This is a genomic window from Agarivorans sp. D1326, from assembly GCF_056958115.1.
In genome coordinates this window covers 364,242-388,092 of the sequence record NZ_JBTWEN010000004.1, presented here as the reverse complement: position 1 = coordinate 388,092, position 23,851 = coordinate 364,242, and the positions used below count along the sequence as shown (strand labels likewise).

19 protein-coding genes are annotated in these 23,851 nt (G+C 45.2%); 13 read left to right on the top strand and 6 right to left on the bottom strand.

The window, feature by feature from the left end; all coding sequences use genetic code 11:
• Positions 1 to 230: 230 nt before the first annotated feature.
• Positions 231 to 2,594, top strand: coding sequence for a glycoside hydrolase family 2 protein (locus ACYFDN_RS10485; RefSeq protein WP_483511040.1), 2,364 nt, complete (start codon positions 231 to 233; stop codon positions 2,592 to 2,594).
• A gap of 110 nt (positions 2,595 to 2,704) precedes the next feature.
• Here ACYFDN_RS10485 and ACYFDN_RS10480 read toward each other — a convergent pair whose 3' ends face one another.
• Positions 2,705 to 3,484, bottom strand: a complete 780-nt coding sequence (locus ACYFDN_RS10480; RefSeq protein ID WP_483511039.1) for an IclR family transcriptional regulator — start codon at positions 3,482 to 3,484, stop codon at positions 2,705 to 2,707.
• Positions 3,485 to 3,799: 315 nt separating this feature from the next.
• Here ACYFDN_RS10480 and mrcB point away from each other — a divergent pair, with 315 nt between their 5' ends.
• The 5 genes from mrcB (at position 3,800) to ACYFDN_RS10455 (ending at position 8,097) form a co-directional block, all read left to right on the top strand.
• Positions 3,800 to 6,199 carry a penicillin-binding protein 1B gene (mrcB, locus tag ACYFDN_RS10475; protein WP_483511038.1) on the top strand — a complete coding sequence of 800 codons (2,400 nt, stop codon included), beginning with the start codon at positions 3,800 to 3,802 and terminating at the stop codon, positions 6,197 to 6,199.
• Between the two features lie 9 nt (positions 6,200 to 6,208).
• Complete coding sequence (locus ACYFDN_RS10470; protein ID WP_016403598.1) at positions 6,209 to 6,862, top strand: dUTP diphosphatase; 654 nt, start codon at positions 6,209 to 6,211, stop codon at positions 6,860 to 6,862.
• Between the two features lie 612 nt (positions 6,863 to 7,474).
• Complete coding sequence (locus ACYFDN_RS10465; RefSeq protein ID WP_016403600.1) at positions 7,475 to 7,666, top strand: hypothetical protein; 192 nt, start codon at positions 7,475 to 7,477, stop codon at positions 7,664 to 7,666.
• Positions 7,667 to 7,688: 22 nt separating this feature from the next.
• Positions 7,689 to 7,883 (top strand): hypothetical protein, encoded by a 195-nt coding sequence (locus ACYFDN_RS10460; protein WP_152784127.1) that lies wholly within the window; start codon positions 7,689 to 7,691, stop codon positions 7,881 to 7,883.
• Between the two features lie 19 nt (positions 7,884 to 7,902).
• Positions 7,903 to 8,097 carry a hypothetical protein gene (locus ACYFDN_RS10455; protein WP_016403602.1) on the top strand — a complete coding sequence of 65 codons (195 nt, stop codon included), beginning with the start codon at positions 7,903 to 7,905 and terminating at the stop codon, positions 8,095 to 8,097.
• A 267-nt stretch (positions 8,098 to 8,364) separates the two neighbouring features.
• On the opposite strand, the gene ACYFDN_RS10450 is transcribed toward ACYFDN_RS10455, so the two are convergent.
• Positions 8,365 to 8,568, bottom strand: a complete 204-nt coding sequence (locus tag ACYFDN_RS10450; RefSeq protein WP_483511035.1) for a hypothetical protein — start codon at positions 8,566 to 8,568, stop codon at positions 8,365 to 8,367.
• A 208-nt stretch (positions 8,569 to 8,776) separates the two neighbouring features.
• Here ACYFDN_RS10450 and ACYFDN_RS10445 point away from each other — a divergent pair, with 208 nt between their 5' ends.
• Together ACYFDN_RS10445 and ACYFDN_RS10440 are read left to right on the top strand one after the other, a co-directional pair.
• Positions 8,777 to 9,148, top strand: coding sequence for a YbaN family protein (locus tag ACYFDN_RS10445; protein WP_220719005.1), 372 nt, complete (start codon positions 8,777 to 8,779; stop codon positions 9,146 to 9,148).
• A 57-nt stretch (positions 9,149 to 9,205) separates the two neighbouring features.
• Complete coding sequence (locus tag ACYFDN_RS10440; RefSeq protein WP_016403553.1) at positions 9,206 to 9,484, top strand: hypothetical protein; 279 nt, start codon at positions 9,206 to 9,208, stop codon at positions 9,482 to 9,484.
• Between the two features lie 33 nt (positions 9,485 to 9,517).
• Here ACYFDN_RS10440 and hemL read toward each other — a convergent pair whose 3' ends face one another.
• Entirely contained in the window at positions 9,518 to 10,801 is a 1,284-nt protein-coding gene (gene hemL / locus ACYFDN_RS10435; RefSeq protein WP_483511033.1) for a glutamate-1-semialdehyde 2,1-aminomutase, read from the bottom strand.
• 274 nt (positions 10,802 to 11,075) lie between these two features.
• Between hemL and ACYFDN_RS10430 the strand changes: the two genes are divergently transcribed.
• The 5 genes from ACYFDN_RS10430 (at position 11,076) to ACYFDN_RS10410 (ending at position 19,832) form a co-directional block, all read left to right on the top strand.
• On the top strand, positions 11,076 to 11,738 hold the full coding sequence (locus tag ACYFDN_RS10430) for a DUF6776 family protein (protein WP_016403551.1): 663 nt from the start codon (positions 11,076 to 11,078) through the stop codon (positions 11,736 to 11,738).
• Positions 11,739 to 11,848: 110 nt separating this feature from the next.
• On the top strand, positions 11,849 to 12,208 hold the full coding sequence (gene erpA, locus ACYFDN_RS10425; protein WP_016403550.1) for an iron-sulfur cluster insertion protein ErpA: 360 nt from the start codon (positions 11,849 to 11,851) through the stop codon (positions 12,206 to 12,208).
• 188 nt (positions 12,209 to 12,396) lie between these two features.
• Entirely contained in the window at positions 12,397 to 13,503 is a 1,107-nt protein-coding gene (locus tag ACYFDN_RS10420; RefSeq protein ID WP_483511031.1) for an efflux RND transporter periplasmic adaptor subunit, read from the top strand.
• Positions 13,503 to 16,631 (top strand): efflux RND transporter permease subunit, encoded by a 3,129-nt coding sequence (locus ACYFDN_RS10415; protein WP_483511030.1) that lies wholly within the window; start codon positions 13,503 to 13,505, stop codon positions 16,629 to 16,631. The genes ACYFDN_RS10420 and ACYFDN_RS10415 overlap by 1 nt, the downstream gene beginning before the upstream one ends.
• A 594-nt stretch (positions 16,632 to 17,225) precedes the next feature.
• Positions 17,226 to 19,832, top strand: a complete 2,607-nt coding sequence (locus ACYFDN_RS10410) for a carbohydrate-binding protein (protein WP_483511029.1) — start codon at positions 17,226 to 17,228, stop codon at positions 19,830 to 19,832.
• Between the two features lie 48 nt (positions 19,833 to 19,880).
• Here the strand turns inward: ACYFDN_RS10410 and ACYFDN_RS10405 are convergent, their stop codons facing one another.
• The 3 genes from ACYFDN_RS10405 to ACYFDN_RS10395 form a co-directional block, all read right to left on the bottom strand.
• On the bottom strand, positions 19,881 to 20,987 hold the full coding sequence (locus ACYFDN_RS10405) for an anhydro-N-acetylmuramic acid kinase (RefSeq protein WP_483511027.1): 1,107 nt from the start codon (positions 20,985 to 20,987) through the stop codon (positions 19,881 to 19,883).
• Between the two features lie 8 nt (positions 20,988 to 20,995).
• On the bottom strand, positions 20,996 to 22,654 hold the full coding sequence (locus tag ACYFDN_RS10400; RefSeq protein WP_483511026.1) for a peptidoglycan DD-metalloendopeptidase family protein: 1,659 nt from the start codon (positions 22,652 to 22,654) through the stop codon (positions 20,996 to 20,998).
• 338 nt (positions 22,655 to 22,992) lie between these two features.
• Complete coding sequence (locus ACYFDN_RS10395) at positions 22,993 to 23,841, bottom strand: cobalamin-binding protein (protein ID WP_483511024.1); 849 nt, start codon at positions 23,839 to 23,841, stop codon at positions 22,993 to 22,995.
• Positions 23,842 to 23,851: the final 10 nt, after the last annotated feature.

Below are 23,851 nucleotides of genomic sequence, written 5' to 3'. Positions count from 1 at the left end.
TGTTTGGGGCCAGCTTTTGCTGAGCCCTTTTTTTGTAGCAGCTAGCTGACGCACTCCCCTTTAATTTTCACTTGAAGCCAAGCCTTTGAAGAGGCTTATACGTTTGCTTAAGACCCGCTATTTATTTAGAGCAGGATCATATTTGGCGCTTTTTTCAATTGATCTTATTGCTTGGTGAATAATATATTTATATATAAATGTATTATTTCTATTTGAAGCTTGAGGGCGAAATGACTAGAGAAGTGATTGAATTGAGCGGCTGCCGTTGGCAGATGGAGCGAATGCGGCCCGGTCAAGGTATAAAAGAAGGCTTACATTTGTTACCTGCTGAGTATCAAGGTACGCACTTTAGCTGGAATTTTGCGACCGTTCCTGGCGATGTTTATACCGATCTTTGGCGTGCTAATGAAATTGCCGATCCGTATTTTGCCCGCAATATGCATCGGGCTAAATGGGTGGCCGAGTATGAGTGGTGGTACTGCCATCGTTTTGCGGTTACTGAATCGATGCAAGGTAAAAAGATTGTACTGCAGTTTGAGGGTGTAGATTACAGCTGTGATGTGTGGCTAAACGGCACGCACCTTGGGCGCCACGAAGGCATGTTTTCTGCCTTTGAGTTTGACGTAAGTGATGTGGTTAGCTTTGAAGATTGGCGTGGTGGTGCCAATATGCTGATGATTAAGCTTGATCCTCCACCTAAAAATTACCGAAATTGTGGCGGTAAAAAGGTTAACTTTTCGGGCGACTATTTCTCTGGATTAGTGCCATTTGGCATTTGGCGCCCGGTGCGAGTGGTAGCATCTGAACAGCTTAAAATATCAAGCATCCGTAGTGATGTTCGACTTGAGAATAGCAACACTGCGCTTGTTGATGCCAGTTACGAAGTCATTAATTATAGCTCGGAGCCTAAGCAAGTTACTTTGCTTTCACAGTTGTCGGGCAAAAATTGTCAAACCGAAACAATATACCAACAGTCTGTTCATCAACTGGCTCCCGGAATAAACACTTGTAGCCACACCATCAAAGTTGAAGATGCCAAGTTATGGTGGCCTTGGGATATGGGACAGCAACACCTTTATAACTTGCAGGTGGAAGTCCAAGTTGACGACTCTCCCGTCGATAGCTGCGCAGAGGTGATCGGCTTACGTGAGGTTAGCATGGCGTTTAATCCGGGCTATTCGCGCGAGCAGGCCGAGTTTCCATGGACCTTTGTTATCAACGGCAAAAAGCATTTCTTACGTTCGGCTTGTTGGGGAGGCCAGCCTTCGTTTCTATACGGTCAAAACAGCCTAAGCAAATATGAAGATCGCTTAGCAATGGTTAAACAGGCTAACATCAACAACTTGCGTATCTTCGGTTGGCACCCACCAGAAGTACCGGATTTTTACCGCATTTGTGATGAACTAGGTATCACCGTTTGGACTAACTTTACTTTGGCGACTCAGGCTTACCCAAAAAATCCTGAGTTTATTAGTGGGGTATTACACGAGTGTATCGAAACCGTTAAGCAGCGCCGTAATCATCCGTCGCAAATCTTTTGGATGGGCGGAGAAGAGGTCTTTTTCTCAGGGGCTCACGAAGAAAGTGGTAACAAAGCTTTAATGGAGCGTATTGGCGAAGCGGTAGCGGATCAAACCAATGTTCCTTATGGTTTGGCATCACCGCTTAGCTCAGAGTCGGCAGTGAATATGGGCTTTAAGCCGAATGAATCCATCCATGCTAACGAACACTACTATCAGGGTGGGGCAGAGTTTATGGAGGAGTATTACCCGGCCCTAGATTGCGCGATTATTCCAGAGCTAACCGCTGCTTCAGCTCCGTCGATTCCAAGCCTCAAGAAGTTTATCCCTGAAGATGAACTGTGGCCGATGGGACCCAGCTGGGCCTACCATTGGGCAGACATAGATATCCTTAAAAACCTAAATTTTGAAGTGTTTAATGACTATAAAATGGGTTCTTTGGAAGAGTTTGTCGAAGCCACACAAATTGCCCAAGGTACAGTGATCCAATTTGCGCTAGAAACCTATCGCCGCCGTAAGCCAAAAATGAGCGGGGTAGCAATCTGTCACTTTATTACCCACGTGCCAGATATTAAGTGGGGAGTGGTCGATTTTTATGGTGAAAAGAAAATTAGTTTTGATTACCTAAAACGAACCTACCAACCATTGCTACCAAGCCTGCAGTTTGAAAAGCGCCGTTGGCAAGCGGGTGAAGTATTTTCGGTCAGTTTGTGGGTAGTGAACGATTACCAACATGCCTATCAGCAGCTAAGTTATGAGTGGCAAGTTGTCTATCAAGGGCAGGTTTGTGCCAGCAACTGTATTAACTTGGATGTGCTGGCTGACAGCTCGGCTAAATTTTCTGAGCTGGAATGGCGCTTACCGAGTGATGCTAGCGGCGAATTTGAAGTGAGATTGGTGCTAAAAAATCAACAGGGAGAAAGTTTAGCAAGCAATGCTTACCGCTTGTTAGTGGGTGACCAGCTTGCCGCCAAACAGCAAAGTTTGGCCTATTTAGCCGAGGCACAAGCGCGCCTAGATAAATATGGCCACAGTGTTTACCGTTACTGGCCAGAGATGTGGGAGTTTAAATAAGCTCGCATAATGGGCTTAAATTAGCTGTTCTTAGTGAGAGATATGCGGGTTTTTAAGCCTAAGTTACAACCACAGCGGTGAGCGTTCATCGCTGTGGTTTTCGCTAGCGACTAACAACCCAATTGCTGAGTAATCTGCTTGGCAGTCGCTTGGGCTCTGCTTATTAGTTCTGAGCTTGCCGAGTGCTCATCTGTAGCTGTCGAGTTGAGCGTAGTAATGGCCAAAGAGGCGATCACTAAGCCTTCTGGCTCTCCCACTAATACTGCAGATTCATATACCCCTTTTGTGAGCTCATTGGCAGCAGAATAGGTTCCGTTTTGCTTGATTAAAGCGAGTTGCTGAATGAACAGTTTGCGTTGCGCGGCTTTCATTTGTTGGTAGTGTTGGTCGCGCTCCAAGATCATTGCTTGTACATCGGGCTTACTGTTCGCCAGCAATACGCGCCCAGAGGCAGTGGCGCTGGTAGGAAAAAGTGAACCTTCAGCAATATTAATCGACACTGGGTCGTGGCTTTGAGCATGCACTATCACCATGGCTTGGCTTTGATACAACATGCTTAGGTGGCAAGAGTGACCAGATGAAAAAGCCAGGTCTTCCATGTGCGGCAGGGCGCACTGGCGCATTTTATCTATTGGAGAAATGCGGCGAGACAGGTTGTAAATTTTTAACGAGGCGCGATATTTACCTGATACTTCATCTCTAATTAAGTAGCCTCTTGCTTCTAAACCAACCAATACGCGATAGATTTCGTTGGCGCCTCTAGCAAGTGCTGTGGCTATCTCGGTTTGAGATTTTGGCAATTCTTGGCTAACCATGTATTCCAAAATATCTAAGCCTTTATCTAGCGCAGGCACAGCGTATTTGTTAGTAGCAGGCGATTTCTTATCCATTCGTCATTTAACTTTTACAACCCAAAGTTTGCCTATGTTAACAGCGAGCTGATTTAAAGAAAAATAATCGCAGCTTTAGTCATTGAGCTGATTTTTGTTGTGTAACAGCGAGTTGTTTAAACAGCCTTATAAGGCGCGTTTAATTAATAGCTTCGTTTTTGTTTATCCAGAAATAAGTATCTGCGCAGCATGCTTATATTTGTGCTTAAAAAATTGGGCTAGTGGGAGTATCCTAACAGCACTTTTGGCCTGCCTTTTTTCTCGCATTATCTATTGCAGGCCATCCCCTAAGGTTTGATTAAGCAGTAAGGCAGTATGAGTCCTAAGAAGCCCGATAGCTCGGCCAAAAAGCCAAGCCCCAAAAAAGCCTCGGCAAAGAAGCCGGCTAGCAAAAGTAAACGTACTCCAGCTAAAAAGACCACTAAACCGCGCTCAAGCGCTAAAAAAAATACTAAGCCTTCATGGGGAAAACGCTTGTGGGGCATTAGTTGGAAGCTAGCATTAGTTGGCATTGTCATTATGGTTGCCTGGGGTGTGGTACTAGACAGCAAAATTCAGCAGCGTTTTACTGGTGATAAGTGGCAACTGCCGGCAGCGGTGTATGGCCGAGAGCTACAGCTCTATCCTGGTTTACGCCTAAGCAGAAAAGAGCTGCAAGATGAGTTGGCGTTACTAAATTATCGCAAAGTAAAACGTGCTAAACGTGGTGGTGAATATGCGGTATCGGAAACCAAAATTGAGGTAGTACGCCGCCAATTTGAGTTTGCCGATGGGGTAGAGCCCGAGTTGCCGATGCTGCTCACTTTTAGCCCTTCACGTTTGGCCAAAATTCAGCACCGTGATACCGGTGAAGAGATTGCTCAAACCCGACTTGACCCAGTATTGCTTGAACGCCTGAATGTGACAGAGCAGGAAGACCGGTTGTTTGTGCCTTTAAATGATATTCCAGCAAGCTTAAAGCAGGCATTGATACTTACCGAAGATCGCCAGTTTTATGAGCATGACGGAGTGTCACCCATGGCGATTGCTCGCGCCTTAGTAGTGAATTTACGTGCCGGACGCACGGTACAAGGCGGCAGCACGATTACTCAACAGTTGGCTAAAAACTTCTTTTTAACGCGCGAACGTACCTTATGGCGTAAGTTGCAAGAAGCCTACATGGCGCTATTAATAGACTTTCGCTACAGCAAAGATGAAATTTTAGAGAGCTATTTTAACGAAGTGTATCTTGGGCAAAATGGAAGTAATGCGGTGCATGGCATTGGCCTCGCTAGTTATTTCTATTTTGGTCGCCCAGTGAATGATTTATCGGTGGAGCAAGTGGCTTTGTTAGTGGCCATTATTAAAGGCCCTTCATATTACGATCCATGGCGCCAAGAACAGCGCGCGATAAATCGTCGTGACTTGGTTTTACGTATATTAGCCGAAGAAGGTGAATTGTCGGCCGAGCGTTATCAGCTGGCTGTGAAAAAACCATTAGGCTTGAGCAAGCGTGGCAGTATGGGCTATCAGAAAACGCCAGGCTTTGTATCGCTGGTTCGCCGAGAGCTGCAGCAGCATGCTAACAACTGGCGTAATTACAACGGTGTGAAGGTATTTACTACGCTGGATCCGCTATCACAACGTCATGCTCAAAGCGCCGCGCAAAATGTTTTAGAACAGTTAGACAAGGGCGCGAAAAAGCAATTGCAAACTGCCATGGTGATTAGTGAGCGCCATACGGGCGCGATTCGCGCGCTAATTGGCGGCAGGGAAAAGAATAACCAAGGGTTTAACCGGGCATTGGATGCGCGCCGCCAAATTGGCTCCTTAGTTAAACCCTTTGTCTACCTCACCGCGATAGAGCAAGGGCATCAGTTAGGCGAGTTGTTGGAAAACAGCCCCTTGGCGGTGCCTTTAGATGATGGCACCAATTGGCAGCCTAATAACTACGATAAGAGCTTTAGTGAGCCTGTGATGTTAGTGCGAGCCTTGGCTGAGTCACTTAACGTACCCACGGTGCGCTTAGGCCTTGAAGTGGGGGTCGATTCGGTAGTTGATACCTTAAAGTTGGCTGGCTTGGAGGAGAATACTCGCCCTTATCCGTCGATACTTCTGGGAAGCTTAAGCCTGTCTCCATTTCAAATGGCACAGCTTTATCAAACCCTAGGTGGGGACGGTGAGTATCGCCCACTTTATGCCGTGCACCAAGTGAACGACGGGCAAGGCAACGTATTGTATAAAGCTGATAATGATGCAGAGCGCCGTTGGTCTGAAATGGCCAACTTTCTCACGCTGTATGGCATGAGCCAAGTGACTCGCAGTGGCACAGCGCGCTCGCTCAAGTGGCGTATTCCCAAGGTTGATTTGGCGGGCAAAACGGGCACCACTAACGATTTACGCGACAGTTGGTATGTGGGCATAGATCAGCGAGAGATTGTTACGGTTTGGGTTGGGCGAGACGACAACAAGCCCGCAGCAGTTACCGGCTCTTCTGCGGCATTACCGGTGTATGCGGCATATCTCAAAACCTCGTATCCACAGTCGCTACGAGCCATGCAACCCGATAACCTTAGCTGGGTACATTTTGCCAAAGCGAATGGGCATCCAACTTCTGCCGGCTGTGGTGAAACAAGCTTACTGCCTGCACCTAGCAGCCAAGCTGAATTAGCCGAAGGCTGTGTGCAACAAAGTGCAACTAAGGCCAAAACGTGGCTACAAAGTTTATTTAATTAAGGATCTGGAATGTTACAAGCAAACCAAGCGCAAATTATGTTGCAGCTACAAGACAACATGAACGCCAAAGTGAACCCAGAGTGGCTAACTACTCGTTCGCCATTTTTGCGTGCGGTAGTTATTGAAGGCGCAGAAGCCATTGAGCATCACGGTTGGAAGTGGTGGAAGAAACAAGACTGCGACCTAGAACAGCTACAAATGGAGCTAGTGGATATTTGGCACTTTGTATTGTCTGAGTTACTGCTGCAATCAGATGGCGAACATGCACCCGCTCAGGCTTACATTTTTGAGAATATAGAGCAAAGCACTGTGCAGTTTGATGGCAAACAATGGCAGTTTAGCCAACTTAACTTATTAGAAAAGCTTGAATTGCTTATTGGTTTAGCTGCCGCTAAGCGCACCAGTATTGGCTTGTTCTCGGCTTTGTTGGTGGATTGTAAGATGAGCTGGCTGGATCTTTATCAGCAATACGTGAGCAAAAACGTGCTTAATTTCTTCCGCCAAGATAATGGATACAAACAAGGTACTTACCGCAAAGTGTGGGATGGCAGAGAAGATAACGAGCATTTGGTTGAGCTAATGGCTAACTTAGATGCTTCGGCATTAAGTTTTCAAGACGACTTGTATCAAGCCTTACATCAACGCTACGGGCAATCTAAATAATGTAGCATTTGCTGCAATGTGGCGCAGTTTTGCGCCACATGTGAGTGCATTTGCATTGTGCAACAACTTCTCACTCTTCTGACTTCCTTATAAAAAACTAAATTCATGCGCGATTTCTAGATTATTTCGCTATTGGTAGGCTTTTCATTAGCTTGAAACTGGAATTTTTAGTCTAATCAAAAAAGATATCAAAATTGGCCTCGTTATTGCTCCTTAGTATTTGTGTGGTTAACAGATGAACTTCACATTCACAATTTAAGTAGTAGAGGTAAATATTATGGCTGTTTCAAGTTTTAGAGGTGCATCAGGTGCGAGTTTTTGTCCAAGTAAGTCGAGCGATAAACGAACCCGCAATAATGCTAAATAATCTTTCATTCAGTGATTGTTTAGTTGTTTAAAAGCGCTTAATAATCTTAAGCGCTTAAACTTTACCCCGCATTAAAATCTCACACGTCTCATTTTTCTGTATCTAACTGCTAGAAAAACCACAACTTTTCCTTTTTCTCTCACTTTTTTCTAAAAAAATTTAAATTTCTTTGAAATAACCTAGTAGACAGCTAGGTCTTCTTGGTCATGGCTATACAGAGTTAAGCCATTACTAGGAGAAATAAAATGAAAGCCGTTATGTCAGCAATGTTAAGCGTAGTTTTTGGTTCGTTCTTAATGTTTAGCGCTGCGAGTCAGGCGGCGGTTGGTCCCCTAAATGGGGCGCAAGGAAGCACTAATATCGGTACCAGTGGAATAGACCGTCATACCTGTCAACGCGAAGCATTACGTGGCGAAGTACAGTCGCCGTTTTGTTAAGTAGATAAGTTTTAGGAGAATGATGATGAAAGCGTTAACCACCAGTTTAGTTAGTGTAGTGTTTGGTTCGGCCTTGATGTTTAGTGCAGCAAGCCAAGCTTCTTTTACCCCAGCAAATAGCGCGCAAGGTAGTGTGCAAATAGGTACTAGCGGTATCGACCGTCATACCTGTCAGCGTGAAGCGCTGCGCGGCGAAGTTCAATCGCCATTTTGTTAATAATTAGGGAAGGAGAAGAATGATGAAAGCATTAAGTTCAGCAATATTGAGTGTAGTGTTTGGTTCTGCCTTGATGTTTAGCGCAGCTAGCCAAGCCTCATTTACCCCAGCAAGTAGTTTGCAAGGTAGTGTGCAAATAGGCACTAGCGGTAATGACCGCCATACCTGCCAGCGTGAAGCCTTGCGTGGCGAAGTGCAATCACCTTTTTGTTAAGCACTGAGAATACTAAAAAAGGCGATGTAGATTTACATCGCCTTTTTTAATGGGGAGTTTAATACCAATCACACCAAGTACNAAGGCGATGTAGATTTACATCGCCTTTTTTAATGGGGAGTTTAATACCAATCACACCAAGTACGTGATCAGAAATAACGCAGGAAAAATACTCGAGAATAAGGCAGGATTTTTCGATAAGTCGTTATTCTACAATCAAAAACTCTAACGCAGTTATCGAGTATTTTAACTAGATAGAATGAACAGTTACCTAGTACGATTAGCATAAGCACCTGGTCGACTGCGATCGCTAAACTGGGTTTGCTCAAAGTACTCTACAGGGAGGCTTAGTTCAGCATGATGGTGATTTAGCTGGTTATTGCGCTTGCTGGTAAAGCGAAAAGCGTTATTGCTAGTGCTGCTGGCAGTGTTACCTTGAAAAACAGTTTCTTTTTGGACGGCTTCAAACATGACGAACTCCTAATTAATAGTTCGCGCCCTTAGGCGCTTTAGCGGTATTTGTTAGCCGCCCGCAAGTTGGCGATTAAATCGGCGGCATAGTTAATTTATTCTTTAGCCGTCTAGATGTCTAATTTTATTTTGCTACAAGTCATAACTAACAGTTATTTATCGCGCCACAGGGTAAACTATCTGCTTACTTATTAAAGGTGCTTGTTTAATGCTAAAAGTGTTCTACCTGTTAATTGCGTGGCTAGCGGTATTGCTGGGCACGGTAGGTATATTTTTGCCTTTGCTGCCTACTACGCCATTCATTTTATTAGCCGCGATTCTATTTTCCAAAAGCTCTCCTCGGTTTGCTGCTTGGCTTGAGCAGCATCGCACTTTTGGTCCTTTATTAAATGATTGGCAGCAACATGGTGTGGTAAGCCTTAAAGCAAAGTGCAGCGCTACTCTTATGGTGGCTATTTCGGCGGGTTTAATGTTGTGGATGGAGGTCCCTTGGTTTGCCCGTATTGCCGCAGGTACCTGCCTGTTAGCAGTGATGGTTTTTCTTTGGACTCGACCTTCAGTAAAAAACTCTTCCCGCTAAGTTATTGCTTACTATACTCATTTTGTGAATTTTAAAATCATCAATAAGAGTCTGGATATGAAAAAACATATTTGTTTGTTGTTAGGCTTTATTGCTGCTGGGGTACAAGCTGGTAATGGCACCGAAGTGGCGAATATAAATTGTAATGGCACTTGGATACGCTCGGGTACCGATAAGCTGGAGTTAATTAGTGCTTGTGGCAAGCCTGAGTACGAAGAAGTAGTAAGCGGTGATAACTTCAATAAGTTAGAAGGCGTGCTTTATAACATTAAAGGCAAGAAATACGTGGTGTATCTAAAAACCGGCCAGGTAGTAAAAATTGAATGGCTAAGATAAAGCCGCACTCTTGGGCAAGTGCGGCAATACAGCTTATTTTAACTTTGCAAAACAACGCTCTGCTGCAGCAATAGTGGCATCAATATCTGCTTCGCTGTGAGCAAAAGAAGTGAATGATGCTTCAAAAGCTGACGGGGCTAAGTAAACGCCTTCTTCCAGCATTAAGTGAAAGAACTTTTTGAAACGTTCTGCATCACAGGCGCAAGCTTGGGCGAAGTTAGTCACGCTGCTTTCTTCGGTGAAGAAGAAGCCTAGCATTGCACCTACTTGATTAACGGTTAATGGAATGCCTTGGCGATCTGCAGCCGCTTTGAGGCCTTTGGCCAAACGCTCGGTGATTACATTTAGGTGTTGATGAACCGCAGGATCTTTTAGGGCATTAAGTGCCGCTAAACCAGCCGCCATAGCAATAGGGTTACCCGATAAAGTACCCGCTTGATACACCGGACCAACAGGCGCTAAGTGATCCATAATTTTTTGGCTGCCACCAAAAGCGCCTACAGGCATGCCGCCGCCAATCACTTTTCCTAAACAAGTTAGGTCGGGTTTTACCTCATAATGAGCTTGTGCTCCGCCTAATGAAACTCGAAAACCCGTCATTACTTCATCAATAATAAATACCGCTTGGTATTTATCACAAATGGCGCGTAGCCCTTGTAAGAAGCCGTCTACAGGAGGGATACAGTTCATGTTGCCTGCCACTGGCTCTACAATGATACAAGCAATGTCTTCTGGGTACTCGGCAAATAAAGCTTCAACCGAGGCTAAATCATTATAGGTGGCAGTAAGAGTATGTTGAGCAAAGTCGGCGGGAATACCCGGCGAGCTTGGTTGGCCAAGGGTTAATGCACCAGAGCCTGCTTTAACCAGCAATGAGTCGGCATGGCCGTGGTAGCAACCTTCAAACTTAAGAATTTTGTTACGGCCGGTGTAGCCACGAGCAAGGCGAATCGCGCTCATGGTGGCTTCGGTGCCCGAGTTAACCATACGCACCTGGTCCATCGATGGCACCAACTCGCACACTAGATTAGCCATATCGATTTCAGCAGCGGTAGGCGCACCAAAACTCAAGCCTTTAGCGGCTGCATCAACTACAGCTTGGTGAATCGCAGGGTGGTTATGACCCAAAATCATTGGGCCCCATGAGCCCACGTAATCGATGTAGCTGTTGCCATCGGCATCGTAGATGCGCGCGCCGTCGGCTCGTTCAATAAAAACCGGTGTTCCACCTACGCCATTAAAGGCACGAACTGGTGAATTAACGCCACCAGGAATAGTTTGCTGGGCTTGGCTAAAAAGTTGTTCTGAACGAGACATAAAGCATCCTTTAAAATCTGAGTCACGCGCCACAAAGGCAGTAAATTGCGCTCACTATAACAAATAATCTATAGCCAAGTAATAACGCGTAGAAGCTGCATTTAGGCGCTGGTTCAGCTTGCGGGCTGTAGCTATTTAAACTCGATAATTGGGCTGCGTTATCTAACTCGTTTCACCGGCAGAAAGTTAGTGGTATCGCAGAGAGCTAACTGTAGTTTGTTGCCGAGGGGAAATCTGGGTAAACTGTCGTCTTTTCGCGACAGGTGTATACAAAGTGGCAAAGCCAAAGTTGTTAGTTGTAAGTTTAATCGGTGCCTTGGCTTTAACCAGTGTGTATGGTTTATCGGTTGTTGTTGAAGAAAAAGATCAACTCATTAGCCAATTAAAACAGCAGCTTAGTAACTCTCTTGAAAGCCAGTCGGTATTACAACAACGTTTGTCGATGGTGCGCCTAGAGCAAGATACCAGCTTGGCAGAGTTAGCGCAGTTAAAACAAAGCATTAATCAACTGACCGAGCAAAAGCTTGCCTTAACTGAAGAGCTGTTGGTTTATAGAAAAATCATGGCCCCAGAACAACAAGCTGGCGGCATGAAAATTGAACAACTAAACATTGAACCCATGCTTAGCCCCAACTATTACCGAATGCAGGTATTGTTGATGCAAGTAGCGCGCAACAAGCGTTGGTTAAGTGGGGAACTGCAGTTAGTGGTGGTGGGTAGTCAGAACCAAGAACCAGCGCAATATAATTTGGCAGATTTACAAAGTGAGGCAACTCCTTTAGCGTTTAAGTTTCGTTATTTTCAAGAAGTGAATACCGACATTAAGTTGCCCGAAGGCTTTAAAGCAGAGCGGATTGAGCTTACCGCTAAAGTTAAGGGCAATAAATGGAACAAAAAGGCCGAGATTATTTACAAACAAAATTGGCCTGTAGAATAAATACTTAGCGACGGCTTAGAGCTATGGATAAACCCTCTTAGGATAATACTTGAACAAATTACTCGGGTATTAGATAATCTGCGCCAGTTAACATTTTTAAGGAATAGATTGTGTCAGAACAAGCTGTAACTGAACAAGCCGCATTTCCAATTCAATTTACCGACGCCGCAGCGTCGCGAGTAAAAGAGCTAGTTGCTGAAGAAGAGAACCCAGCGCTAATGTTGCGTGTCTATGTCACAGGCGGTGGTTGTTCTGGTTTTTCTTACGGATTTACCTTCGATGAAAAAGTAAATGAAGGTGATACCTTAGTAGAAAAACAAGGTGTATCAATGGTTGTAGATTCAATGAGTTTGCAATATCTAGTGGGTGGTATCGTAGATTTCACCTCCGGCCTAGAAGGTTCACGCTTTCTAGTGAACAACCCTAATGCTAGTACAACCTGTGGTTGTGGTTCATCATTTAGCATCTAAGCTGATTAGCAAAACACCATACAATTGTATCTTTTTGTAAGCTACCGTCTGGTGGCTTCGTTATTTTTCATACTTAGCTAACGCTTTGTAGCAAATTTGTCAGTAGTCTTCGGCAAAGCATATAGATTGTTTGCACTAACTTGTATACTGATTCACTTACTTGAATCATCGACAGGGAGTGTTTGATTGTGTCTGTTGCCGTAAAACAGTTTTTTGCTGCTCGCCCATATATCCTTTCTATTTTTATTGTTGCTGTAGTGGTGTTTTGGATGCTCTCTGGTCAAATGACTAATGCAGATGAAGCCAAGCCTGAACCTGAGAAAGCCGCTCACAAGCTAACCCGCGTGCAAGTGAAAACCTACACTGCCGAGACCATTGAACGCAGCTTACATTTATACGGACAAACAGAGGCGCGCCGTCAAAGTGTTATCTCTGCCGAAGTATCTGGTCGTTTGTTGGAGTTTTTGGTTGCCGAAGGTCGCCCAATTAAAAAAGGCCAAGCCCTTGCTCGTTTAGATATTCAAGATCGACGTTCACAGCTACTGCGTGCCGAAGCCTTGTTAGAGCAACGCACCATTGAGTATGCCGGGGTTAAGGCTCTTAGCAAGCAAGGTTTCCAAGGTAAAGCACGCTTAGCAGAGGCCAAGGCCGCGCTGGTGGATGCAGAATCCAATGTTAAATCGCTTAATTTAGCCATTGATAACACGCTGGTATTAGCCCCATACAACGGTATTTTTGAAGAAAATATTGTTGAGGCGGGTGCTTATCTAGGTATTGGTGACCCAATCTTAAGGCTTGCCGATACTCAGCAACTATTGGTGCGTACTGATGTTTCTGAGCGCGATATCTCGCAGCTTTCTTTGGGTGAAAAAGCCTACGTAAACTTGGTTACTGGAGAAGAAGTTGAAGGAAGCATCGACTTTATTGCTACCTTGTCTGATCCCAATACCCGAACCTTTAAAGTAGAAGTGTTGCTCGATAACCAACAACAACAGTTGATGGCAGGTGTGAGTGCCAGTGTGCGTTTCCCACTTGAAGAGGTAGAGGCAATTAAAGTTAGCCCTGCAGTATTAGCCTTAGATGAAGAAGGTAATTTAGGGGTTAAAACGGTTGTGGATGATGTAGTGCAGTTTGTACCAGCCAGTTTAGTGCGCTCAGATCCAGACGGTGCCTGGTTATCTGGCTTTAGTGGTGACAACGATGTGATTATTTTAGGCCAAGGTTTTGTGCGCGAAGGCGATAAGGTTGAGCCTGTCACCAAAGCGGAGTTGTTAACGCAAGAGAGGGCTGAATAATGCACGCTTTTATCGAAGCCGTTTTATCGCGAACTCGAACCGTACTGTCTATTTTACTGTTCTTGTTTGTTGCCGGCATTATTACCTACAACAACATTCCTAAAGAATCGGATCCCGATGTAGAGATCCCGGTTATTTACGTATCGATCCCACACGATGGGATTTCGCCTCAAGATGCTGAGCGCTTGTTGCTGCGCCCTATGGAGCAGGAATTACAAGGTTTAGAAGGCATTAAAGAAATGACCGCCACGGCCAGTGAAGGTCATGGTTCGGTGGTGTTGGAGTTTATAGTTGGGGTTGATATCGACCAAGCCCTGTCGGATGTGCGGGCTAAGGTGGATCAAGCCAAACCTAAACTGCCTGCCGGTGGCGATGAGCCAGAGGTGCATCAAGTCACCTTAGCCACAGAACAGCCTGCTATTACGGTGTTGTTGTCGGGTGACTTGCCACAACGTGCCTTACTAACGATTGCCCGTGACCTGCAAGACCAAATGGAAACCATGAAGCAGGTACTAGAAGTTAACATTGGTGGAGACCGTGAAGACTTTTTGGAGATTACGGTAAACCCGCTTTTGATGGAGTCTTACGGTTTAGACCAAGCTGATATTTACAACTTGGTAAGCCGCAATAACCGTTTGGTAACAGCGGGTACACTTGATACCGGCAATGGCCGTTTTGCGGTAAAAGTACCTGCGGTATTTGAGAACGTTAAGGACGTTATTGAGCTGCCAATTAAGGTAGAAGGTGATCGCATTGTTACCTTTGGTGATGTGGCCTCAGCCAGACGTACCTTTAAAGATGCCAGTACTTACGCGCGGGTAAATGGTAAGCCAACCATCTCTTTAGAAGTGAGCAAACGTCCCGGCGAAAACCTGATTGAAACCATTGAACAGGTAAAAGCGCTAATTGCTCAAGAACAAGCGTTTTGGCCTGATTCGGTGATTATTGATTACGCCGGTGATAAATCTAAAGACATTCGCACCATGCTGTCAGAGCTGCAAAATAACATCTTGTCTGCAGTCTTGTTGGTTGTGGTGGTGATTATTGCGGTAATGGGCGTGCGTTCATCTCTGTTGGTGGGAATAGCTATTCCCGGCTCGTTTTTGGCAGGTATTTTAATGCTGTCTTTAGGCGGACTTACTATCAACATGGTGGTGTTGTTTTCGCTGATTATGGCGGTGGGAATGCTGGTGGACGGAGCCATTGTGGTTACCGAGTTTGCCGATAGGCAAATGAGCGAAGGTGTTCCTCGTCATCAAGCATACTCGCTGGCATCGCAACGCATGTCGTGGCCAATTATTGCATCAACTGCAACTACCTTAGCGGCGTTTGCTCCGTTATTGGCATGGCCAGGCATGGTGGGGCAGTTTATGGGTTACTTGCCGTTAACTTTGATTGCGACCTTAAGTGCTTCCTTGGTGATGGCGTTAATCTTTGTACCTTCTTTGGGCAATATTTTTGGCCGTCCACGTAAATTAACTGCCAAGCAGCAACAGGCACTAATTAAAGCGGATAAAGGCGAATGGCAAGGCCTTGAGGGGTTTACCGGTGTTTACTTACGGGTGTTGCACAAAGCGGTAAATGCACCGCTGCGAGTGCTGGGTTTGGGCATTGTTATTGCGATTGCAGTAATAATGGCTTATTCCAGTGCGGGTAAAGGGGTGGAGTTTTTTCCTGAAGTAGAGCCTGTGGGTTACAACATTATCGTTCGTTCGCACGGGGATTACTCTACCGATGAAAAGCTACAAGTAATGCTTGAGGTTGAGCGCCGCATCATTGATTTAGAAGATTACGATACTTTGTACACCAAAGTAGGTGGTGATCAGCTTGGGGATATTCGGGTTAATCTTAAAGATTGGAATGAACGTCGACCAGCTAACGAAATTATTGAAGACATGCGTTCACGCTTAGCACCTATTGCCGGCTTAGAAATTGAGTTTCGCAAAGACAAAGCGGGGCCGCCGGCGGGTAAAGATTTACAGCTTGAGTTGAGCTCACGTTTTCCGGAACGCTTAGAACCCATGGCCAAGAAAATTCGAGAGTTGGTGAATGACAACCCGCATTTTGTTAATGCCGAGGACTCTACCACCAAACCGGGGATTGAGTGGCAGCTTAAGGTTGACCGTGCCAAAGCTGCTCGTTTTGGCGCCGATGTTACTTTGCTAGGCAATACCGTACAGTTTGTGACTAATGGCCTAAACATTGGTGATTATCGCCCCGATGATGTAGACGATGAGCTAGAGATCCGAGTGCGTTTTCCAGAAGAGAATCGCAGTATTAGCCGCTTGAGTGAGTTACGGGTGAAAACGGGTTATGGCTTAGTACCGATTACTAACTTTGTAAGTTTAGAAGCTAAGCCAAAACAAGATGTAATCAACAAGGTGGATGGCCGCCAAGTAATAACGGTAAGTGCCGACGTAGCGGCTGGGCAAAACTTAAGTATTGAGTTACCTAAGATCCAAGAGCAACTTAAGCAGCTTGAGCTTGATCCCTTGGTTGATATTAAATTGCGTGGTCAAAATGAAGACCAACAAGAGAGTATGGCGTTTTTAGGTAGAGCCTTTATGGTGGCGCTATTTGTGATGGGTTTGATTCTTATCACTCAGTTCAATAGCTTTTACCAAGCCTTGTTAATACTCTCGGCAGTATTGTTCTCAACCATTGGTGTATTGCTTGGCTTGTTAATCGCTGGGCAAGCATTTGGCATTATTATGAGTGGTTTGGGGGTAATTACCTTAGCGGGGATCGTGGTGAACAATAACATTGTGTTGATTGATACCTACAACGTTCTGCGTCGCCAAGGCATTGCCGCCCAAGAAGCTATTATGCGTACCGGTGCACAGCGTTTACGCCCAGTAATGTTAACCACTATTACCACCATCTTAGGCTTAATGCCCATGGTATTGGAGCTGAACATTGATGTGTTTGAGCGCAGCTTTGAAGTAGGTGCACCTTCTTCTCAGTGGTGGTCACAACTGGCTACAGCAGTTGCTGGTGGCTTAAGTTTCGCAACACTGTTAACCCTTATTCTTACACCGTGTTTGTTAATGCTTGGTGCTAAATTTAGCCGCAAAGATAAACAAGCTGCGATAGAAGAAGCGAAAGAGCAGGAGTTGTTGGGGGCATAGACGTTATTCGTCATACTGTTCGCCTCTGAAGTTTTGTGCAATACAAGGCTTTAGAGGCTACCTTCTAGCGCGTCATTTCTTCGCTTTATTAAAGCGAAACGCGTTGTAGTATTGTTTCGAAAGCGGCGTGTTAAATTGCTATTAACTGTTTTGTTGAGTAAATACTCGACAGTTCTTCAAATAAATTCAAAATTGCAGTAAAAAATTTTCCTTTCTAGTTGTGCCTTCGTGACGGTTAATCTCGACAATTTTTGGTTTTTTTGTAAATGTTTACCCGCTTGTCACGGCTGGCTTTTCGTTTGGTTTAACTTAAATGTTGGTTAACAGGTTTTTTGAAAAGTTTATGATTTTAGTCGCTTATTTCGTTATTTGTCGCACTTTTGAGACAGTTGTGTGTGATTTGTCATTAAGGCATTCTGACTACGTATAGTAAATAACCTTATGTTTTTAACGCTTGGTTTGGTGATGTTCTCCATATTTCGTTGTTGTTTGTGGTTACGTTTACACCTTGCTGGGTTGTTGTATATTACAAAGGTTTCTAATCGTATTAAGCACTACGAGTGTTTAGAAAAACTTATAGAAACAGGATGTTTTATGGGGAATAAAACAAGGAAAATGGCGCCATTGTGTTTAGCCATAAGTTCGGTAATGGGCTTAGCTGCTCATGCTGCAAGTGAAGAAATGCTGCAGATAGAAGCCGAAGCTTATGTAGAGAGTGGTGGTAGCTTTGAAGACGGGCAAAGCTTTGCAGTGAGTGTATATCAACTCGATGGTATTACCGCGGTTAATTATGTAAACCGTGGTGATTACTTGGTCTACGACATTGTGGTTGATGAGCCCGGAAACTATAGCGTTGAGTATTTTATTTCTACCGCTATTGAAGCTGGTGCTGAAATCGAAATACTGGTGAATAGCGATGGCTCTTGGTTACCACAGGGGCGTGCAGCTGTACCAGCAGAAGGTTGGAACACTTTTAACTCCTTGAAACCTAATCACCTTGTAGCACTGCCTGCGGGAAGTGTTCAGCTGCAGTTAAGAGCAACCGGGGATGACGATTGGCAGTGGAATCTTGATCGCTTTGTATTGAATAAAGTGAGTGAGTTACCTGATATCGCTGAGCCAGACCTTCCCGAAGGAATGTTAAAAGTTAACGCTGTTGACTACATTTCTAGTGGTGGTGACTTCGATGATGGACAAGCCAGTAGTGTAAGTAGCTATATTGCGCCAGGTGGTCTATCGGCTATTAACTATGTAAATAGAGGCGATTTTGTTGAGTATCAAGTTGAATTGGCCGAACCTGGTGAGTATAGCCTTGAGTATCTAATTGCGACTGCTCAACAGCAAAATGTAGAAGTAGAAATTGCGCTAGAGCAAAACAATCAATGGCTTGTACAAGGCCGCACCTCTGTCATTGCGGGTGGTTGGGATAACTTTGTGGCGCAAAAAGCCATGCATACTGTTAATTTGCCAAGTGGTGTAAGCAGCTTGCGCCTAACCGCAACTGGTAGCGCCGATTGGCAATGGAATCTGAGTAGCTTTACCTTAGAAAAAGTCAAAGATATAGAGCCCCCGGTAGACCCTGAACCACCTATTGAACCTCCGGTTGAGCCTTTACCGCCAACAGAGGGCGCAATAAGTGCTGTTAACTACATAAATAGTGGTGGCTCTTTTGATGATGGCCAGATAAGTGCGATTAATCGATATGTTACTGCAGCAGGTATTGAGGCAATCAATTATGTGAATCGCGGTGATTATGTTGATTATCAGCTAAATGTGGAGCAAGCCGGTTTCTTCAACATTGAATATCAAATTGCTACGGCGATGCAAGCTGGTGTCGCGATTGAGGTAGCTGTGAAAGAAGGCAACACTTGGAACACTGTTGGGCGTTCTAGCGTTTCTGGAAATGATTGGGATAGTTTTACAAGCTTAACCTCTGACTTTGCCTTTGAGTTGCCAAGCGGAGCTGTCACACTTCGTTTAAGTGCTGTGGGCAGTGCGGATTGGCAATGGAACTTAGCGAGTTTTTCTTTGCTAGAAACTGAAGAACCGAGCGAGCCAGTAGATCCTGATTTACCTGTTGATCCTAATGCACCAAGTTCGGTGTCTGGCTTAACCGATGTATCTCGAAGCGGTTACAGTGCCCAAGCATTAGATCCTGCCCAAGTCGCTGATTTACCAGTACCTGCTCCTGCAGGTGAGGGAATGGTATGGCTTAAGCAAGAAAAAGTATCTGATACATTTAACTATAACTTTGCTGAGACCAGCGCGCGAGCTTCGTTTGGTGAAGATGGGAAATGGTACAACTTCTACCACAATAATTGGAACGGCCCAGGTACGACCTACTGGCAACATAACCATGTGTCGGTTGATGGAGATAAAGGTACCTTGGTACTTAGAGCTTCGCGCAACCCAAGTACTGTTAAAATGGGTGTACCGGGTGTTAATGCTGGTTGTATTACCTCTAATGAGCGGGTGATTTATCCAGTGTTTGTAGAAGCCAGCGTGAGTGTTGCTAATATCGCCTTGGCGTCAGACGTATGGTTACTAAGCCCTGACGATACTCAAGAAATTGATATTATTGAGGCTTATGGTGGCGCTGCTCACTTCGAGAAGTTTATTCACTTAAGTCACCACTCTTTTGTTCGCTCACCGTTTACTGATTATCAACCGCGTGATAACAATAGTTGGTGGGAACGAGCAGGCGTAAACAGCTGGGGTGAGCATTTATGGAATGCTGGAAACCGCAAGTTTGTGCAAGTAGGTGTTAACTGGTTAGGGCCGAAACACTTTGAGTATTATGTGGATGGTGAACTAGTAAGAGTACTATTTGATAAAGCCTTTGCCACTAAAATCAATGGTACTTGGACATATAGTTACCCTTACCGAGATGCGCAAGGCCAGCTAGCATTTGACCAATTTGGATACCAAGCGGTGATTGAGCATGCTAAAAACAGTAATGATTTTTCATTTGAAACGCTAAAAGCAGCGAGCAGCGTGTCTAATGTGTCGGTGATTGATCCTGAGAACTATCAAGGGGGCAATGGGTTCACTAAAGCGATGGATATTATCGTTAATGTTGAATCGCAAAGCTGGCATGTTGCTGCAGGCCGTGTTCCGTCTGATGCTGATTTGCTTAATCCCGATAAAAACACCATGGAAGTAGATTGGATTCGAACCTATAAACCGAGCACTGAGCGCTAGGTTTAAGGGCGAACCTTAATGTTGAAGGAGGGATGTTATCCCTCCTTTTTATTTTGCGGGGTACAGGGCGCCAAGAATAGCTGGGCGGCTTGCTCCGGTTACTGAGCTGGCGTTGCCAGTTTGTTGTTGTTTAAAACAGCGTGCTAACCAAGCAAAAGCCATCGCTTCTAAGGCTTGCTCTGGAATGCCTAATTCTGAGGTGCGGCTGAGTGTTAACTTAGGCAATGCCCTCGTCAGCAATCCTAATAGAAAGCCGTTTTTGTCTCCGCCGCCACATAGATAAACCTTGCCCCTATCAGCATCAAATAACTCTTGAGCAATACTCTGAGCGCTTAGGTGGTGCAAAGTACATTGCACATCTACAGGCGCTATTTGGGTAAATTTTGGCTGTGTAAGAAAGCTATCTAACCAAGCTAAATGAAAATACTCGCGACCAGTGCTTTTTGGGGCAGCTATGGCAAAGTACTTATCTGCTAGCATTTGTTCTAGTAAGTTTTGCTGGCAGCGGCCGCTTTTCCCCCACTGACCGTTATCATCATAATCCAAGCCATTTGGGTGATGACGTTTAAAGTGTTGATCTAACAAAGTATTGCCTGGTCCGGTGTCATAGCCCAATAAGCTTTGCCCTGGAACTAAGCGGGTAACATTGGCGATGCCACCTATGTTAACAATAAAACGAGCTTCGTTAGCATGGCTGAACATTGATAGATGGAAGGCAGGTACCAACGGCGCTCCTTGGCCGCCTAGCGCCATATCTTTGTTGCGAAAATCTGCCACCACATCAATGTTGGTTTGTACTGCAATGTGGCTAGGGCTACCAATTTGTAGGCTAAAGGCTAACTCGGGAAAATGGCGTATGGTTTGCCCGTGGCTGCCAATGGCAGCAATATCACTAGCCTTGAGTTTAGCCTGAGCAATAGCTTGAGTTGCGGTAGCTGCAAATAGCTGGGCAACCGCCACGCTAGCCTCTGCCATGGTGGCTAGTTCGTTGGCTGCGGGGCTGCATAAACCGTGTAGTTGCTCAAGTAAGGTTTGTGGTATTGGCTGTTGGCAATGGGCTAGCAGAGCAGGTGTTTGCTGGCTAAAATCAACCACCACTGCGTCTACGCCATCCATGCTAGTGCCCGACATTAAGCCCACATAAATGTCTGTCATTTATTTACCTAATTCATGGCTAGCAATACTCGTTTGGTATTGTCTAGCTGCTTGATTCTGGCCTTAGCAATCGGCAAGAAAATGTCTTTTTGCTTACCTTTTAAAGGTGTTGAAGTAGGCAGTTTCACGGTACGTGGGTTTTTGTGTACCCCGTGTACTAAAAATTCATAGTGTAAATGTGGGCCGGTAACTCGTCCTGTCGCGCCAACGGTGCCAATTTTCTTGCCCTGTTTAACCCGCTGGCCAGTTTTTACGTAGCGCTTATGCAAATGTAAGTACTTGGTGACGTAGGCGCTGCTGTGCTGAATAAACACATAGTTTCCGTTGTATTTGCTGTAACCCGATTTAGTGACTCTGCCATCGCCGGCAGCTTGCACTGGCGTTCCCACTTTAGCCGCATAATCAATGCCGTTGTGAGCGCGCACTCTGCCGGTTACTGGGTGTAAACGGCGCGGGTTAAAGTTAGAGCTAATGTATTTGAAGTTAACTGGCGCGCGCAAAAAGGCTTTACGCATTGGGCGGCCTTCTGGGGTGTAATAGTTGCCATCTTCGTGACGAACCGCTCTAAATACATCACCTTGGTTAATAAACTCAGCGGCAATAATATCGCCGTTTCCTGCAAATTGACCGTCGATATAGTGCTCTTCAAACAGCACCATAAAGCTATCATCTTTACGAATGTCTAAAGCAAAATCGATATCCCAGCCAAAAATAGCCGCTAGCGCCATAATTTGCCCTTGACTGAGTTCAGCGCTAATACCGGCATTCCAGAAGCTTGAATTGATGGTGCCTTGGGCAAAGTTAGTTCTTACTTCTAGCTCTTGGGTACCTACTTTTACCGCGAAACCATCTTGCTTATCTCGCTCAATAATCAGTGTTTGATGTTTCGATTGTGGATAATGTAGCTCCATTAATCGATCTTGGTCATCGAGATAAAAATCCAGCGTATCGCCAGGATGAACCGTACGCAGCTTTCTCGCTTCCCCGCCGAGTTGGTCTATGTCGTGTAAAGTGCGAGCACTTAAACCCACCCGCGAGAAGATAAGCGCCATGCTGTCACCCGATTTAACGGTTTGGCGTTTAAGGGTGTAGAAGTGCTCGGGTTCTTCGAGGGCTTGTTGCGGTTCTATCTCCAGTTGCAGGGGATAACGAACACCAAGGTTAAGTTCTTTGCCTTGCTGCAGTTGCGCAATTAACTCGGCGGCATCGCTGACCTTAACGGTATTATCGGTAGCGCTAGGTTGCGGATTTAATGAACTTGATTCATCAGCAGTTTGGGCGATTTCGTTTGCTGTATTAGCTGCTGGGGCAGGGGATTTAGCAACAGTATCTACGGTTATGTGTTGCTCTTCAGTTTGCTCAACCGCTTGGTTTGGGGAAAGCTCCGCCACTTGTTCAACTGCGGGTTGGCTAGCTGGCTGTTTCTCTTCTACTTGCTCAAGCTGAGCGGCTGTAGATTGTAGCTTGTCTAAACTGGGCTCGTTAGTGCTGGCGGCGTCTGTTGGTCGCACTTCTTGGATGTTGTTGGCCTTGGCCGAAAGATCGATAGTTTGTCGCTGGCTAGCACTCACCGACTTTTTTTCACTTGGGATGAGCAGTGCGGCTATTACCAGCATTATGGCAACAAACAACAGCCGACGATGACGTTTAGGTAATAAGCTTTGCAATCTACTTCCAACATACAAACACAGTGATTACCGCGATTGTAGCCAGATGCTAGTAATAATGCCAGATTCAGCGGCGCAAGCCGTGAGCTAAACAGGCTACAGAGCAGTTGCTGACCAAATTGGCGCAAGCTGGTTAATAGTAGTGCAAGCGATTGAATCAGCAACTTTTGCTTGTGCGAAGGCTTATCGAATGACTAAAGCATATTTGTTGGTTTGTTTGGGACTAAAAAAAGGTAAAGCGACATAAAATATCAAATACCTCTTTAGGGGTGGTTTTGTCTGTCGAAAATTTTATAAGATCTTTAGCTTGCTTAAAACTGGCACAACACTTTCATTACTTATATCGAAGATTTTTCTTCACTCGTATATGCTCTCGTCCCACTCAGTTTATCTGGGTGGGTTTTTTTTCGGCTTTTTTCCAGCATGCTACAAAGTTGCTTTAGGCTCTCTAGAGTGCGAAGTGTTAAGCGATGGGCCTTATCGGGGTCTAGATGGTAAATGTGTTGCAGCTGCACAGCTTGAAGCTGAGGCCATTGCTTCCAAGAGTGTTCAAATTCCCATTGGGCAATAATAATGGCTTGAGGATCAGCTTCTAGTACCCACTCCTCTGATAGCAATGGATAGGGTGCCACCGCTTCGGCCATAATATTTTCTCCGCCACATAAGCGAATGCCATCATCAATCCAGCTTTTCGCAGATATGCTACGCAGCGGCGTGTGCCACATCTGATAAAACACACTCACTTTGCTTTTAGACTGATACTGCTGCGCCAATTGAGCTAGCTGTTGCTCGGCAAACTGGCTTAAGCGTTGTCCGGTTTCTTGCTCACCTAAAATACTACCCAGCTCTGCCAGTTGTTTAGGTAGGTTGTCTAGCCGTTTGGGTTTGGACACAAATACTTGAATATTTAAGGCGCGTAGCTTTTGCGCCAAACTTTGCTGATTTCCTTGTTGCCAGACCAAAACTAAGTCGGGCTTTAAAGAAATGATGCTCTCGAGGCTAATGTATTGATAATTACCAATGCGTGGCAGCGCTTTAGCGGCTTCTGGATAATCGGCATAATCTACTGTGGCAATTAGCTTATCACCGGCACCTAGGGCGTAAACTTGCTCGGTTAAATGTGGGGCTAAGGAGATAATGCGTTGCGGCTTAGCGTAAAGCGCAGTGCTGAAAAAGGTCGCTAGCAATACGACAATG